Genomic DNA, 15,735 nt, shown 5'->3' with positions numbered 1-15,735 from the left:
GGATGCCGATTTAGCCGCGCCGGGCCATGGATGGCCCGTCGCGGCGGCCCGCGGAACCGGGCCGGAGTGCGGGCATGCCGAGCCTAGGCGAGGCACCGAGTGGTGGGGCAAAGACCTTTTGGTTACTTTTGGCTGGGCCGGCATTCCGGGCGTTTGCCAAAAGTGACCCGCTGTAAGAGCGGAACCCTAAGTGGCCGTTACCGAAGAAACGGATATGTACCCCATTCCCCTCACCCAACCCATCTCATCAAGCTGAAATCTTGGCCCGCCAGCAAAACACCGCACTGACCGCAATCGCCGCCCCCGCCACGCCAAACACCCAAGGCGCCGACGCCACCGGCAACAACAACCCCGCCAGCAAAGGCCCAAGCCCCGCCCCCACATCACGCCACACCGCATTCGACGCCAACGCCGAAACCCGCATCGCCCCCGGATTACGCTCCGCCACCAGCGTCGTCACCAACGGCAACTGCAACGCCCGCAGCACCAACACCGCCGCCGCCCCCACAATCACCCAATGACTACCAAACGCCCCCAACGCCAACGCACTGAGAAACGAAAACAGCAGCAACATCGACGTAGCACCAAACTGCTGCGCAGCACGCCCCCCCAGCGGACTCAGAAGCAACTCCGAAACATATCGCAGCGCCATCAACCCACCGGCAATCAATACCGCATTGCCACCCAGCAGCTTCTGCGCCTGAATCGACAGGCCAAAGATAAACAACCCATCCAGCGCCACCCCTTCGATAAACGACCAGGTCGCCACACTGTCAGGCAACTTGAACCGCCGCCCCGGCGTGCCATGCAAATTGTGACCCGCAGTCGGCAACCCCCGCGCCATCCACAACCCCACCAGGCAACACACCGCCAGAATCCAGAAGATCGGCCGCGGCCCCACCTGCAACGTCAGCCACCCACCCAACGGCAAGGCCAGCATCGGCCCCAGGGCAATCAACGCCCGCGACCGCCCCGCCCGCCGCGCCGCACCCAGCGGTTCAGAGGTGGCCAAGACTTGAGTGGAAAGGTTCAACGCCGCAAAACACAGGCCCCAGACCAACCGCAGCCCGAGCAAGGCCGCAAACCCGGACAGCATCGAGTTGCCAAGGGCACACACCGCCGCCGCGCCGGCGGCAATGGAGCACGTCAGCCGATCACCGTTGCGGGCGTAGAAATTCAGAACATGCTTGTAGCCGAAGATCCGCACCAGGCGGTTGGCCGCCAGCAGCACCCCGGCCTGGGCCAGGGTGATACCGAACGCCTGGGACTCCATCGGCAGCACCAGGTACAGCAACACGTCACTGGGCAGGCACAGGCCAAGGGTCAGCGCGGCACGGCGGGAGTGGGAATCAGCACTGCGTTGGGCCAGATCAGACATAAAAGCTGAAACATTCAGAATTATTTAGACGGCCACGGTAGCCGTCTACCTCAAGGTTTTACAAGGCCCAAATGATTAAACCTTGGCGCCGTCCTGCATCAGGCGCAACCCGCTGGCCACCGCGCCCACCAGGGCAAACCCGCAGCCCAGCCACAACGCGTACTGCGGGCCGCTGCTCAGGGACAGGTGGAAACACAACGCCACCAACGAAGCGCCGAGTGTCTGCCCCATCAACCGCGAAGTGGCGACGATCCCGCTGGCTCCCCCGCTGCGGGCAATCGGTGCGCTGGTCATGATCGCCTTGAGGTTGGGCGACTGGAAAAAACCGAACCCGGCGCCACACAGGGCCATGCGCCAACCGATATCGAAGGTCGAGGCGTCGTTGCCCAGGGTCGCCAGCGAGGCCATGCCCGCGCTCAACATCACCAGGCCGATGCCGCACAACAACGCCAGGGAGATACGGTCCGCCAGGCGCCCGGCAATCAGCGCCATCACCGCGACCACCGCCGGCCACGGCGTCATCAGGAAACCGGTGGCCACCTGGCTGTGCCCCAACACGGTTTGCAACAGGAACGGCAGCGACACAAACGCCAGCCCCTGGGCGCTGAACGCGCAAATCGCGGTGAGGGCCGACAAGGTGAACAGCGGGCGCTTGAACAGATCCACCGCAAGCATCGGCGCCGGGTGCCCGGCCTGACGGCGGATCAGCAACAGCCCGCACAGCAGCGCCACGGCGATCAGCCCCAGCGTCAACACCGCCTGCGCACCGTGCACCGCCGAGCCCAGGCCCAGCACCAGCAGGGCAAACAACCCGGCGCAGAGAATTGCCGCCAGCCGGTCGAAGGCATGCCCGGTGATCGGGATCACCGGAATCGCCCGCACCCCGAGCCACAGGGCCAGTGCCCCCAGGGGCAGGTTGATCAGGTACAACCAGTGCCAGGTAGCCACCGATAGAATCGCCGACGCCGCCGTCGGCCCCAGGGTAAAGGCCAGCCCCACCACCAGTGAGTTATACCCCAGCCCTCGGCCGAGGATTTTTGCCGGGTAGATATGCCGCAGCAGCGCAATGTTGACGCTCATGATTGCCGCAGCGCCCAGGCCCTGCACCACCCGGGCGGCTGTCAGCGTCGGCAGTGACCAGGCCAGCCCGCAAAACAGCGACGCCACCACAAACACCAGCAAGCCGCCGAGGAACACCCGGCGGTGGCCGACCACATCACTCAGGGACGCAAAGGGCAGTACCGCGGCAATGGTCGCCAACTGGTAGGCATTGACCACCCAGATCACCGAAGCGGAGTCGGTGCCAATCCCTTCGGCCAGGGTCGGCAACGCGGTGTTGACGATGGCCGTGTCGAGGGTCGCCATGCCGATCCCCAGGGAAATGGCAACAACCGCCGCTAGACGCTTATCACTGGGCAACCCATCAGCTACTGAAGACATGGACAATCCGCACACGTGGCAAAGGCGTCTAGATTACGGGCAGCGGCCTTTTTTTTCAGCGGGCAAATGCGCGACTGTCCAAATATTCATGTTCAGGTGCGCCATTTGCCCATCTGCGCCATCTGCACCAGCACCTCGGCCAGGGCGGGCTGCGGCGCGCTGTTGACGGTGACCAGCGCCACACAGCGGCTCGGCCGCAAGGTGGCCGCTGCCGTGACGGCACGACCGCCGAGATCGAACCCACCCAGCACAGCCTCGGGAATGTGCAAGGCGTTCATCAGGTCCAGAACGTCCTGACCGAGAACGACTTCCTGAGTGACGGCGGGCGCAGCCTTGTCCAGTTGCGTGGTGCTGCCATGGCCTCGCAGGTACGGGATGACTACCCGAAAGCCTTGGGACACCAGATGCGGCGAGACCTCGGCAAAACGCTCAAGGTCGCCGTCAGCCCCATGCAGCAAAATGATCGGCCGGCCGCCTTCCGGGCCGGCTTCGTAGTAGCCGATATCCAGCAGGTCGGTGCTGACCTGGCGGATCGTCCAACGGGCGGGCGTCGCCATGACCGGCAGTGACAACGCCACTGAAGCAATGGCGCTGGAAATCAGAAAGCGACGGCGATTGAAAAAAGACATAGGTTTATAGCTCCGAAAAATGCGACACAGAAAGGTCTTCAACGACCCCCACAATCAACTCGCTGCCGATCCAGCCGGCCAACAGCTCACCGGCTTTCGCGACGCCCTGCTCTTCCCCCAGGCGCGCTACCAGAAACTCGCACAACCCGGCAAAACTGCCGTCGCCTTGCAGGTGCACCAAGGCCTGGAACTCCAGCGCATCGACCTGGCGCAAGCGCGAAGTGAACTGCCGACGCCACACCAGCAACCCACCGGCTTCGGCCAGCATCACCGCCTCGGGCGCCGGGGTTTGCTGCCACAATGCCGACCAGATCGCCTCGGCGTTGGTGGTCAGCCCATGGCAGCGCAGCGATGGCGTGAGTTGCAGGCGTGCCGTGTCCCAATCCACCGACGCCAGCACGTCCATGGGCAACGGGCTGGCATCGGCGGCGACAAACGCTTCATTGAGCGACGACTCGATCCAGGCCAGTTCATGCACGTCGGGATTGTTGGGGAACAGTTCGCCCAGGGTCAGGTGAAAACCCTCGGGATAGACGTCCAGGGTCCAGGCATGGGGCGGATGCCGGTCGATATGGCTGACGCACGCGGCCAGGAACGCCTCGTCCCCGACCCAGCGCCGCAGGTTGGGAAACGCCTGTTCCAGGCAACCCACCAATTGCGCGCGGTAGTTGTTCTGATACACCGCCAGTCCCGCGGCCTTGTTACCCAACATCTCGGCCGACTGCTCCGAGGCACTCACCAGCCAGGTATGAAAAGCCTGCTGCCATTGCGCGAGATTCATGAGCGCACCTGCGCACGCTTGTAGGCCTCGGAGGCACCGAGCATGCGGGCGATCGACAGCTCCTCCAGCAGCTCTGCCAGGGGCGGGATCTCGTCATCGCGCTCGATCATCGTGGCGACCGGGCCGAGCAACGCAACGGCCTTGGCATACAAGTCCCAGACGCCATCACACACCGGGCTGTCGTGGCTGTCGATCAGCAAATCGCGGCCCTGGCTATGGCCGGCCAGGTGAATTTGCCGGACCCGCTCGGCCGGAATCCCGTCGAGAAACGCGAGAGCGTCAAAGCCATGGTTGCTGGCGCTGACAAACACATTATTGACGTCCAGCAACAGCTCGCAGCCGGTGCGCCGGGACATGGCGGCGATGAATTCCCACTCGCTCATGGACGCGCCATCAAAGGCCAGGTAGCTGGACGGGTTTTCAAACAGCATCGTGCGGCCCAACACTTCTTGAGCCAGGTCGATATTGGCGCAGACCCGGTCCAATGCCTCATGGGTGTAAGGCACCGGCAACAGATCATGGGAGTTGAAACCCCCGCTGCGGGACCAGCTCAAGTGGTCGGACACAAACAGCGGTTCGATCTCGTCCACCAGCGACTTGAGGCGTTTCAGGTAATCGCGATCGAGTCCCTCGGCCGTGCCGATCGACATCGACACCCCGTGCAGCGCCACCGGATACCGCTCGCGAATCTGGCGCAGGATGTGCCGGGGCTGGCCGCCCGCGACCATGAAATTCTCGGAGATCACTTCAACGAAATCCACCGCCACCGGGTTCTCCAGGAACTCGCTGTAGTGTTCCTTGCGCAGCCCCAGGCCATAGCCTGGAAAACGCGGGTTGGGTGTCGGCATCATGTGGTCTCCGTTGCATAAATAGGCGGCGGGCCCAACCTGGGCCCGCCGGGGTGTTACTTCGGTTCGGTAGTGGTGCCGCCCAGCTTCAGGCACTCGGACGGGGTCTTGACGACAACGCCCTGGCCCTTGCAGCTGTTGAGGCCCTTGCAATCGTTCTTGGCCGTGGCGCACAGGCTTTCGCCCTTGCAGTTGTTCACGCCGTAGCAGCGACCCGGCTGTTCCGGCTGATCGGCGGCGCTGGCGGCCGCCGCGAAGGAAGCGGACGCCATGGCGATCAGGGCGGCAGCAGTGGCAAGGCTCAAGCGGGATTTGATGGATGTGCTCATGGGTATTACTCCTCGGGGGTGGGGTTTATTTTATGACGGATGCCGCGTCTTCGATGACCTTCGCCACAGCCTCGGGCTGGGAGATGTACACCGAGTGGCTGGCCTTGATTTCAGTGACTTTCGAGCCGGCGCGCTTGTACATCCAGCGCTGCAGATCGGGGCTCAGGGCACGGTCTTCGGTGGACACCACGGCGTAGGTCGGCTTCTTGTGCCAGGCCGCGGCCCACACGGTGCCGCCGAACAGCGCGGTGGTGGCCGGCACCTGGGAGGCGGCCATGAAGTCGGTGCGGTTGGTGGTCAGGTCGGCAGCAAAGTCGGCATTGAACTTGGTGCGATCAAAGAACAGATGCCCGTCGCGAGTCTGCATCACGTCATTGCTCGGCGCCGGCATCGACGACAGCAGCTGGCTCATGTTCTCGCCGACTTCCGGTTGCAGGGCCGAGACATAGACCATCGACTTGACCTTGTCGCGGTCACCGGCAATCGAGATCACCCCGCCGCCGGAGCTGTGCCCCACCAGCACCACCGGGCCGACCTGCTGCTCCAGCACTTCGCGGGCCTCGGCCACGTCGGCGGCGAGGCTTTCATGGCCCTGATGCACCACGGTGACCTTGTAGCCCTTGTGAATCAGGATGTCGTGCACCACTCGCCAGCCGGAGCCGTCGACAAAGGAACCGGGCACGATCACCACGCTTTTACCGGTGCCCGGCTGGGGCTTGGCTGCATCGGCGGCCGAGGCCACCAACGGTGTAGCGAGTGCCATGGCGATCGCCAGGGAAGAAAGAATACGCATGCGACTCTCCACAGGCCTTGGGGCCTGATCATTGTTGTGAAAGGGTTAACGGCGTTGGCCGGACAGCAAGCGGTCCAGTGACCAGGCCCCGCCGCCATACGCCAGCAGCGGCAGCAACAAGCCCGCCCAGGTCAGGTGGGTCGGCCAGGCGTCGGGGTACACGAACACCTCGATCACCAGGGTCATGCCCAACAGCGCGGCAGCCGCCGGGCGGGTCAGCAGGCCCAGCACCAGCAACAGCGGGAACAGATGCTCGGCGTAGGTCGCCAGGTGCGCTGCCCAGTCCGGCGGCACCAGCGGCAAGGCGTATTCCGAGCGAAACAAGGTGTAGGTCGACGGCTTGAGCTGCAGGAAACCGGTCACCTTGGTGCGGCCCGAGAGGAAAAACACCGAAGCGATCCCGAGGCGGGCCACCAGCAACAGCAGCGCCTCAGGTAGCACACGCTTGAGCACCGCAGGGGCCAGGGCAATCATGGTTGTTCCGTCAGGCTGCCGAAGCCTTTGGGGGTTTTGATCTGGGTGCAGGTGCCTTTGTCCACCAGCACCCAGGCGTTGCCCTGGTAATCCGCCTTGGCGGTGCCGGCGCAGGAAGTCCCGGCACCGGCGGCGCAATCGTTGGCACCGGCGAGGGACACGCCGAAGCATTTTTCCTGAGGCTTGGCATCCTCGGCATGGGCGGTGGCGGCGAAGGCACCGAGGGACAGTGCGAGGGTGGCGGCAAGGGCTGCGTAATGGCGCTTCATTGTTGAATCTCCTGGCTTGACTGAATGTGGCCAGGGCGCTTGTGCGGTGGGTGACCGCCTGCGCCATCTGGTAGACAGATTTAAAGCCAGGCGTGTATCCCGTCTGTGTCGCGTTTCCTCCTTCTATTCATGCCGGTGTATCAGGTGGGTGCTGATACACAGTCTGATACACAGCCAAAAAAACCACGCCAAACCACCGCCGTTTTATTCGGCATCCCGAACGACACAATTAGAAATATTCGCCTTTCCGAACACCCACCTTCCCCCGCTTTCGACGACCTCAAAAATCCCCATAAATTTCATACGGTTGTTGTCATCTTTGTTACATGCCAACTGGCATACATTCTGCTACATCAGGTTTTCTAGTAATAAAATGTTTCTAAATTGAAACAGTCTCATCGCCTGAAACCCAACGGCCCCGCGCCCTATAACAACGTCCATGCCCCAAAGGAGGGCGACAACTCTCACCTTTTTGATCGACTTCAACTCTCCAAGCCTGCTGCCGCACGTAAGCACCCAAAAGGGCGAATGGCCTGATCGCCAATAACAAGCCCGACTACAAAAAAGGACAAATTGATGAGTTCGAGCAAATACCCCGCAGTGTCCTTCACGGACCTCGTCCCCCAGGCCCCGGACCACACCGAGAATGCAATCGGTTTCGGCCCCTTTCTCTTGTTGGCGCGCCAGCATGTATTGCTGCGCAACGGCGAGCCGGTGACCCTCGGCAGCCGCGCCTTGTACCTGCTGATCGCCCTCGCCAGCCGGGCTGGCGAGTTGCTGGAAAAGTCCGAGCTGATCTCTTTCGCCTGGCCCAAGGTGGTGGTGGAGGAATGCAACCTGCGCGCGCAGATCGTTGCGCTGCGCCGGGCGCTGGGGGATGACGGCAACTTCAGCTACATCGTCACCGTGCCAGGCCGGGGTTATCGGTTTGTCGCGCCGGTGACGATGCAGGCGGTGAGTGAAGGCGCTATGACCCAGGCCCTGCTGCCCGCCCCGACAGTAGAGGCACCGAACCTGCAACCGGGGCCCACCACGGTGATTGGCCGCGAACAGCTGATCCTGAGCCTGGCCGACCAGGTACTGAGCCAGCGTTTCGTGACCATCACCGGCCCCGGCGGCATCGGCAAGACCACCGTGGCCCTGGCCGTGGCGCAACTGCTGCAGGGCCGCTTTCACCAGGGCATGTGCTTCGTCGACCTGGCACCCGCCACCAGCGGCCAATGGGTGGCCGGCATGCTCGCCAACGCCCTGGGCATTCAAAGCGTAAGTGACGAGCCCTTGCAAAGCGTGGCCTCGATGCTCGCCAACAGCCCGTTGCTGCTGGTGCTCGACAACTGCGAACACGTGCTGCAAGCCACCGCCGACGCGGTCGAGGTGCTGCTGCGTTGCGCGCCCCAGTGCTGCGTGCTGACCACCAGCCGCGAGCCGCTGCGGGCCGAGGGCGAACGGGTGCACGACCTCGCCCCGTTGCTGGTGCCGGACGAAGACGTGAACTTGAGTGCCGAGCAAGCCATGACCTGGTCGGGCATCGCCCTGTTCATCGAACGGGTCAAGGCCCTCGACCCCGGCTTCGTGTTCAAGGACACCGACGTCGCCGCCGCCAGCGCCATCTGCCGCAAGCTCGACAGCAACGCCCTGGCCATCGAAATCGCCGCAGCGCGGGTCCGCACCTTTGGCATCCAGGACCTGGTGGGGTTGCTCGACGGCAGCTTCCGCCTGCAAATGACCGGCCGGCGCACCGCCCTCGCCCGCCACCGTTCACTGAGCGCGACCCTGGACTGGACCTACTCGATGCTCACCGGCGACGAACAGGCCATGTTGCGCCAACTGGCGGTGTTCACCGGTTCTTTTACCCTGGACGCGGTCAAGGCCATGACCGCCAGCAGCACCCTCGATGCACGCAATGCCCTGCCCTTGCTGGAAAGCCTGATGGACAAGTCGCTGCTGATCGCCGGTGAATCGCAGTTGCTCAAGCGTTACCGCCTGCTGGAAACCACCCGCGCCTACGCCCTGGAGAAACTCAACGAACACGGCGAAGCCGATGCCACCCGCCAGCGTCATGCACTGTATGCGCTGGGCGTATTGCAGGAAGCCGGGCAGACCCTCGACGGGCTTTCTCCCGAGACCTGGATCGGCCTCTACGGCCCGGAAATCAACACCATCCGCACCGCGCTGGAGTGGGCCTTTTCAGCCTCGGGCGACCTGCCCACCGGCATCGAACTGACCCTGGGCGGTGTGCCGCTGTGGCTGCGCCTGTCGCTGGTCAGCGAGTGCCGCACCTGGGTCGACAAAGGCCTGGCCAGCGCCGCCACCACCCCGCTGCCGCTGCGCCAGCGCATGCTGTTGCAAACCGCCCTGGCCAGCGTGCTGATGCTCACCTATGGCACCGGCGGGCCAATGCGCGAAGCCTGGCGCCAGGTGCGTGAAGACGCCCGCGACCTGGGCGATGCCGAGCACAAGCTGCGGGCGCTGTGGGGCCTGTGGAGTGACCGCTGCGGCTGCAACCAGTACGCCGAAGCGCTGGAATTGGCCGAGCGCTACATCAGCCTGAACAACAGCGGCAACCAGCAACTGCTGGGTAAACGCATGCGCGCGCTGGCGTTGTTTCACATGGGCGACCTGGCCGGCGCCCGACAGAATATCGACGAGGCGCTGGGGTCACCGTCAGCCCCGCGCTCGCATATTATCGACGTGCATTTTGACCAGCGCATCGCCGCCCGCTGCCTCAAGGCACAGGTGCAGTTGCTGGAAGGCGATGTCGACCCGGCGCTGCGCCTGATCGGCAGTTGCGTCGATGAAGCCATCACCCTCGATCACCCCGCGACCCTCTGGTACACCCTGTGCCTGGGGGCAATTCCCCTGGCGCTGTTGGCGTCCAACCTGCCCAAGGTGCGGTACTACCTGGGCTTGCTGCAAGACAGCACGACCCAGCAGGACCTGCACATCTGGCGTCAGTTTCGGCTGTGCTTCGAGAGCATCCTGCTGATCCGCCAGGGGTCGCCCGAAGAAGGCGTGCCGTTGCTGGGTGAGGCCTTGCATCACCTGCATGGCCAAGGCGACAGCCAGCTTTATAGCTTGCTGCGTTGTGAATACGCCCTGGGGCTGGCGCGGCTGGGCCTGGAGAAACTGGCGCTGGAGGTGTTGGAAGACACCCTGCAATTGGCGCTGGGCCGGCATGAGCGCTGGTTCGTGCCGCAGATGTTGCGGATCAAGGCGCAGCTGATTCTGCGCCAGGCCCAGTACGGGTCGGTGGACAAGGCCAAGGTGTTGCTGCGCCAGGCGTGGGTGGATGCGCAACTGGCCGGGGCGCATTTCTGGCGGGCGCAGATTGCCAGTGACCTGGCCAGGTTGCAGGAGCCGAAGATGCGGATTGCTTCGTTGCCAAGGTTTCAGCACCGGTAGAGGCTGCCGGCATGTAACGGTAAAAAGGGGACGGTAAAAAGGGGACAGATCTATTTTATAAATAAATCTGTCCCCTTTTCGCTCTTTTTGAACTCCGGCAGCCGCGCTATTGATCCGCCGCATAGATGACGGTTTGCGCACTGTCGGGTGCAGCGGGTCGGCGGGTGAAGTAGGTGTCGCCTTCATCCGTATGAATCTCATATTCAAACTTGCTGGTCGCGCGGCCCGTGGCGGTGGCGTGCTTGATGATCTTCAGCACGCGCTGGAATTTCACACTTTGGGTGCCGTTCTGGCTGGGCCCGGTGAGCACGTTGACGCTTTGAAACCAGCCGTCGTTCTTCTTGTTCGCCACCAGGGCGCCGGTCATGGCTTCAAACCGCTCCAGCCGGGTAAAGCCCCACAATGTCTGCTCTTCCACGGTTTGGCCGAGGGCCGCAGAGCCGGTAAACACGAACAGGTTGATCGCCGGGCTGTCTTCACAGAAGAAATCGTAAGGCACCAGGCCGTCGACCATTTTCTTGCCGGCCACGAAGCCTTTTTTGTGCACCTGAAACATCGCCACCTCCACGCCAATGGCGTCACTGAACATCAGCTCACGCAGGAGAAAAGTCTAAAGGCGCAGGGCGTACAGGGCGGTCAAGCCAATGTAATATCGTGTAAAGATCCCACCCGAGGCAGGATGATTTCCACGCTCAACCCGCCGGACGGCTCGTTGTGCGCCTCGATGGTGCCACCATGCATTTCCACGGACCTCAAGGCGATCGCCAGGCCCAGTCCGAAACCGGCATCGGTGTCATTCGGGCCACGTTCGAAAGGTTCGAAAATACTCCGCAACCGCAGGTTTTCAACACCCGGCCCCTGATCGGTGATCAACACCCGCAGCCAACGGTTGTCGGGGCTGACCTCCGCCGAAACCCGCACCGTGGTATCAGGCTGCGTGTAGCGCACGGCATTTCGAATGACATTTTCGAAACACCGATACAGCAGCTCGCCGCTGGCCCGACTGACAAAGTCCGGACACGCCTGCAAGCTGACACTGCAGCCTTTGATACCCGCCTCGAACTGAGCATCCTCGACAATCACGGCCAGCAATTCGACGATATCCACCGGCTCGCGCTCGATGCTTTCGGGACGGCCCTGCACACGCGCCAGGGTCAGCAGCGCCTCGATCAGCGTGTCCATGCGCGCCGATTCACGCTGGATGCGCCCGAGCATTTCCTGGCGTGCCGGGTCTTGCTGCAACAGCCCGATGGCCACTTGCAGGCGCGTCAACGGTGAGCGCAGTTCATGGGAGATGTCGTGCAACAGCTGTTGCTGGGCCTCCACCAGCAGCTTGAGCTGGTTGGCCATGCGGTCGCAGTCTTCGGCCAGGTCGACGATTTCATCACGGCGCTTGCCCATCATCGGCCGCACCCGGGTTTCGAAGCGGCCCAGCGCAACGTCGCCCATCGCCCGCCGCAGATAAGCCAGCGGCCACGCCAGGTAGTAGGCCATGTACCCACTGAACAGCGCGCTCATCAGCGTGCCGATGATCAGCGGAATCCAGTGGCCCAGGCGCCCGGGTTCGTGGGGAGGATGGGAAGACCTGAGGGACAGCCTGACCCCGTCCCTGCTGATGAGCGACTGTTCATAGGCCGACTGCGGGACCGGCGTGCCGGCCAGCAATTGACCGGCACTGTCATACACCCCAATCGCCTGGCCATGGGCGGGCTGCCATACAGCCAGGAGCTGGCGTCCCGAAGCAACACCATACTGCTGCAGCAACTGCTCTTCGCTGGCCAGGATCGCATCCAGATGATGGTCCCCGGGGCCCAGGCTGCCCGCCACCAGAATGCTCAACCCCACCAGGAACGTCAGGCTGGTGGCCAGCCAAAAGGCCAGGAAGAGTTTCCAGAACAGCCGGCTGGGTTTCATCATTCGGCGATCAACAGGTAACCGAGGCCGCGCACGCTCTGGATCCAGGCCTTGGCATCCGGGCGCGGGCCCAACTTCTGGCGAATGCTGCTGATATGCACGTCGATGCGTCGGTCATAGCGGGTCAACGGGCAGCCCAGGGCATTGAGCGACAGGTCCTTTTTGCTCACCACCTGGCCGGCGCACCGGGCCAGCACTTCAAGTAGGCTGAATTCGGTACTGGTCAGCCCCAGTGCGCAGCCTTTCCAGAGGGCCTGGCGCTTGCCGGGCCAGAGCACCAGGGCGCCGGTCTTGATCACGTCAGCGGCCGGCGGGTCCACGGGCTGCACCCGGCGCATGATCGCGCGCAGCCGCGCCACCAGTTCACCCGGGGAACTGGGCTTGGGCACATAATCGTCCGCGCCGAGTTCCAGCCCGGTGATCCGGTCGATGTTGTCGCCCCGGGCCGTGAGCAACACCACCGGCACCTGGCTGCTGGCCCGGATACGCCGGAGCACCTCGATGCCCGAGAGCCTGGGCAGCATCACGTCCAGCACCACAATGCTGTAGCGCCCCGACAACGCCTCAACTTCACCCTCCTCGCCGGTGTGCACGCAGGTCGCCTCAAAGCCTTCATGCTCCAGGTATTGGCCCAGCATTTCAGTCAGTTCCTGGTCATCGTCGACTAGCAATACGCGGATCATGGCGAGCTCGTGAAAGGGTACCCCCACAGTATCGCCCAGCCTCATCGCCCCGGGGCCAACCTTTACCTAACTTGACACTTGGTTAACCGCACCAAACCCGCGCCGCTCTTATGCTTGCCGTCCACCCGTCTGGCCGCGTTGTGGTGACCCGTCTGCGGCGAGTCATCCCGGCGCGCTTGCGCTGCTTGTCGATGTGTTCTGGAAAAGATCTTGATGAATTTTTCGCGCCTGCTCTGCTCGGTTGCGCTGCTGCTCAATGTCACACTTGCACACGCTGAAGCCTTCAAAATCTCGGATATCCGTATCAACGGTCTGCAACGGGTCTCGGCGGGCAGCGTGTTTGGTGCCTTGCCGCTGAACGTGGGGGACGAGGCGGATGACCGACGGCTGGTGGATTCCACCCGTGCGTTGTTCAAGACCGGCTTCTTCCAGGACATCCAATTGAGCCGCGACGGCACGGTGCTGATCATCAATGTGGTCGAGCGCCCATCGGTGTCCAGCATCGAGTTCGAAGGCAACAAGGCCATCTCCACCGAAGACCTGCTCAAGGGCATGAAGCAGTCGGGCCTGGCCGAGGGCGAGATCTTCCAGCGCGCCACCCTCGAAGGCATGCGCAACGAACTGCAGCGCCAGTACGTGGCCCAGGGTCGCTATTCGGCCACGGTCGACACCGAAGTGCTGCCGCAGCCGCGTAACCGCGTGGGCCTGAAGGTCAAGATCGACGAAGGCTCCGTGGCCGCGATCCAGCACATCAACGTGGTGGGCAACCACGTGTTTACCGACAAGGAACTGATCGGCACGTTCACCCTCAAGACCAGCAACTGGCTGTCGTTCTTCACCAACGATGACAAGTACGCCCGTGAAAAACTCACCGGGGACCTGGAACGCCTGCGCTCCTATTACCTGGACCGTGGTTATATCAACATGGACATCACCTCGACCCAGGTGTCCATCACCCCGGACAAGAAGCACGTCTATATCACCGTCAACATCAACGAAGGCGAGAAATACACGGTGCGTGACGTGAAGCTCAGCGGCGACTTGAAAGTGCCCCAGGACCAGCTTGAAGCCCTGTTGCTGGTGCAGAAAGGCCAGGTGTTCTCGCGCAAACTGATGACCACCACCTCGGACCTGATCACCCGGCGCCTGGGTAACGACGGCTACACCTTCGCCAACGTCAACGGCATGCCCACGCCCCACGATGAAGACCACAGCGTGGATATCGTGTTTGCGGTCGACCCGGGCAAACGGGCCTATGTGAACCGCATCAACTTCCGTGGCAACACCAAGACCGACGACCAGGTGCTGCGCCGGGAAATGCGCCAGATGGAAGGTGGCTGGGCGTCGACCTACCTGATCGACCAGTCCAAGGTTCGCCTTGAGCGCCTGGGCTTCTTCAAGGAGGTCAACGTCGAAACCCCGGCCGTGGCGGGGGTCGACGACCAGCTTGATGTGAACTACGCGGTCGAAGAACAAGCGTCCGGCTCGATTACCGCCAGCGTCGGTTTTGCCCAGGATGCCGGGCTGATCCTTGGCGGTTCGATCACCCAGAACAACTTCCTGGGCACCGGAGATTATGCCAGCCTGGGCCTGACCCGCTCGCAGTACCAGAGCAAGTACAACATTGGCTTTACCAACCCCTACTTCACGCCGGACGGGGTGAGCCTGGGCTATAACGCGTTCTACAGTGCCACCGATTACAACAACTACTACGACGATGGCAGCGGTGTTTCCTACTACTCCATCAACAGTTACGGCCTGGGGGCCACACTCGGCTACCCGATCAATGAAACCTCGCGGTTGAGTTTCGGCCTGACGGTGCAACACGACAGTATCGACCCGGGCATCTACAGCTCTGATGAGATTTACGATTTTCTTCAGCGCGAAGGCAGTGAGTTCACCAACTTCAAGGCCAACCTTGGGTGGTCGGAGTCGACGTTGAACAAAGGCGTGATGCCGACCCGTGGTTACTCGCAGAACCTGAACCTGACGGTGACGCTTCCGGGCAGTGACTTGAGTTTCTACAAACTCGATTATTCCGGGCAGACATTTGTGCCGATCACCAATTCGACGACGCTGCGTTTGCATACCAAGCTCGGTTACGCCAACGGGTACGGCTCGACGGACGGCCTGCCGTTTTATGAAAACTACACGGCCGGGGGTGAAGGTTCGGTGCGCGGGTTTGAAAGCGGCACGCTTGGGCCGCGCAGTACGCCGGCGACCGGGGCGTATGCCAGTGCGGGCCAGCAGTACTACAGCGACCGCAGTCCCGAGGCGTTGGGGGGCAACATCCTGATTACCGGGGGGGCGGAATATCTGTTTCCGATGCCGTTCCTTAAAGATAATAAGTCGGTGCGTACGTCTGTGTTCTGGGATGTGGGTAACGTTTATTCGGACAAGTGTGCCCTCAGTACTACTCAGGGTTGTAATGGGGTTGACCTGAGTCAGCTGGGTGCCTCTGTGGGGGTTGGGGCTACGTGGTACAGCCCGTTGGGGCCGTTGAGTATCAACCTGGCGTTGCCGGTTCGTACGCCGGAGAATGCGACCAAGCAGGTGTTCCAGTTCTCCATGGGGCAGAATTTCTGATCTGCCTGGGTACATATCCGTTTTTGCGGTTATGGCCGCTATTGGTTCCGCTCTTACAGCGGCTCACTTTTGAAAAGCGCAAAAGTAAGCAAAACGCTCTTGCCCCACCACTCGGCTCCTCGCCTAGGCTCGGAGTGCCTAAGATCAAAATCAAAAGCTAAAGCGGGCACGGTTCAAATGTGGGAGCTGGCTTGTCGGGTCGCCGCATC

Annotated in this window: 14 protein-coding genes; 2 read left to right on the top strand and 12 right to left on the bottom strand. The window is 62.5% G+C overall.

The features are described from left to right. Positions 1–247: 247 nt before the first annotated feature. From HX821_RS27470 to HX821_RS27430, 9 genes are all read right to left on the bottom strand, one after another. Complete coding sequence (locus HX821_RS27470) at positions 248–1,378, bottom strand: MFS transporter (protein WP_177036968.1); 1,131 nt, start codon at positions 1,376–1,378, stop codon at positions 248–250. Positions 1,379–1,453: 75 nt separating this feature from the next. After that, positions 1,454–2,818, bottom strand: a complete 1,365-nt coding sequence (locus HX821_RS27465) for an MFS transporter (RefSeq protein WP_023658995.1) — start codon at positions 2,816–2,818, stop codon at positions 1,454–1,456. 92 nt (positions 2,819–2,910) lie between these two features. Continuing rightward, entirely contained in the window at positions 2,911–3,447 is a 537-nt protein-coding gene (locus tag HX821_RS27460; protein WP_177036966.1) for an alpha/beta fold hydrolase, read from the bottom strand. A 4-nt stretch (positions 3,448–3,451) separates the two neighbouring features. Beyond that, positions 3,452–4,228, bottom strand: a complete 777-nt coding sequence (locus tag HX821_RS27455; RefSeq protein ID WP_003211277.1) for a DNA-binding domain-containing protein — start codon at positions 4,226–4,228, stop codon at positions 3,452–3,454. Next, on the bottom strand, positions 4,225–5,076 hold the full coding sequence (locus HX821_RS27450; protein WP_087695391.1) for a DUF692 domain-containing protein: 852 nt from the start codon (positions 5,074–5,076) through the stop codon (positions 4,225–4,227). Before HX821_RS27450 ends, HX821_RS27455 begins: the two co-directional genes overlap by 4 nt. A 56-nt stretch (positions 5,077–5,132) precedes the next feature. Beyond that, a complete protein-coding gene (locus HX821_RS27445) occupies positions 5,133–5,405 on the bottom strand; it encodes a hypothetical protein (RefSeq protein ID WP_003211275.1) in 273 nt (90 codons plus the stop codon). 25 nt (positions 5,406–5,430) lie between these two features. After that, positions 5,431–6,198, bottom strand: coding sequence for an alpha/beta fold hydrolase (locus HX821_RS27440; protein ID WP_003211274.1), 768 nt, complete (start codon positions 6,196–6,198; stop codon positions 5,431–5,433). Between the two features lie 45 nt (positions 6,199–6,243). Next, positions 6,244–6,672, bottom strand: a complete 429-nt coding sequence (locus tag HX821_RS27435) for a DoxX family protein (protein ID WP_177036964.1) — start codon at positions 6,670–6,672, stop codon at positions 6,244–6,246. Continuing rightward, positions 6,669–6,941 carry a DUF2282 domain-containing protein gene (locus HX821_RS27430; protein WP_003211270.1) on the bottom strand — a complete coding sequence of 91 codons (273 nt, stop codon included), beginning with the start codon at positions 6,939–6,941 and terminating at the stop codon, positions 6,669–6,671. Before HX821_RS27430 ends, HX821_RS27435 begins: the two co-directional genes overlap by 4 nt. Positions 6,942–7,517: 576 nt before the next feature. On the opposite strand from HX821_RS27430, the gene HX821_RS27425 reads away from it, so the two are divergent. Next, entirely contained in the window at positions 7,518–10,343 is a 2,826-nt protein-coding gene (locus tag HX821_RS27425) for a winged helix-turn-helix domain-containing protein (protein ID WP_177036962.1), read from the top strand. Between the two features lie 106 nt (positions 10,344–10,449). Here HX821_RS27425 and HX821_RS27420 read toward each other — a convergent pair whose 3' ends face one another. The 3 genes from HX821_RS27420 to HX821_RS27410 form a co-directional block, all read right to left on the bottom strand. Next, positions 10,450–10,899 (bottom strand): hypothetical protein, encoded by a 450-nt coding sequence (locus HX821_RS27420; protein WP_177021191.1) that lies wholly within the window; start codon positions 10,897–10,899, stop codon positions 10,450–10,452. A gap of 80 nt (positions 10,900–10,979) precedes the next feature. Then, positions 10,980–12,260, bottom strand: a complete 1,281-nt coding sequence (locus tag HX821_RS27415; RefSeq protein ID WP_177036961.1) for an ATP-binding protein — start codon at positions 12,258–12,260, stop codon at positions 10,980–10,982. After that, complete coding sequence (locus HX821_RS27410) at positions 12,257–12,940, bottom strand: response regulator transcription factor (protein ID WP_003211262.1); 684 nt, start codon at positions 12,938–12,940, stop codon at positions 12,257–12,259. Before HX821_RS27410 ends, HX821_RS27415 begins: the two co-directional genes overlap by 4 nt. 213 nt (positions 12,941–13,153) lie before the next feature. On the opposite strand from HX821_RS27410, the gene bamA reads away from it, so the two are divergent. Continuing rightward, positions 13,154–15,526, top strand: a complete 2,373-nt coding sequence (gene bamA / locus HX821_RS27405) for an outer membrane protein assembly factor BamA (protein WP_102368638.1) — start codon at positions 13,154–13,156, stop codon at positions 15,524–15,526. Positions 15,527–15,735 lie beyond the last annotated feature (209 nt).

Source organism: Pseudomonas sp. B6001 (assembly GCF_013386015.1).
In the GTDB taxonomy this organism is placed as follows: domain Bacteria; phylum Pseudomonadota; class Gammaproteobacteria; order Pseudomonadales; family Pseudomonadaceae; genus Aquipseudomonas.
This window is presented reverse-complemented; position numbering and strand designations above follow the sequence as displayed.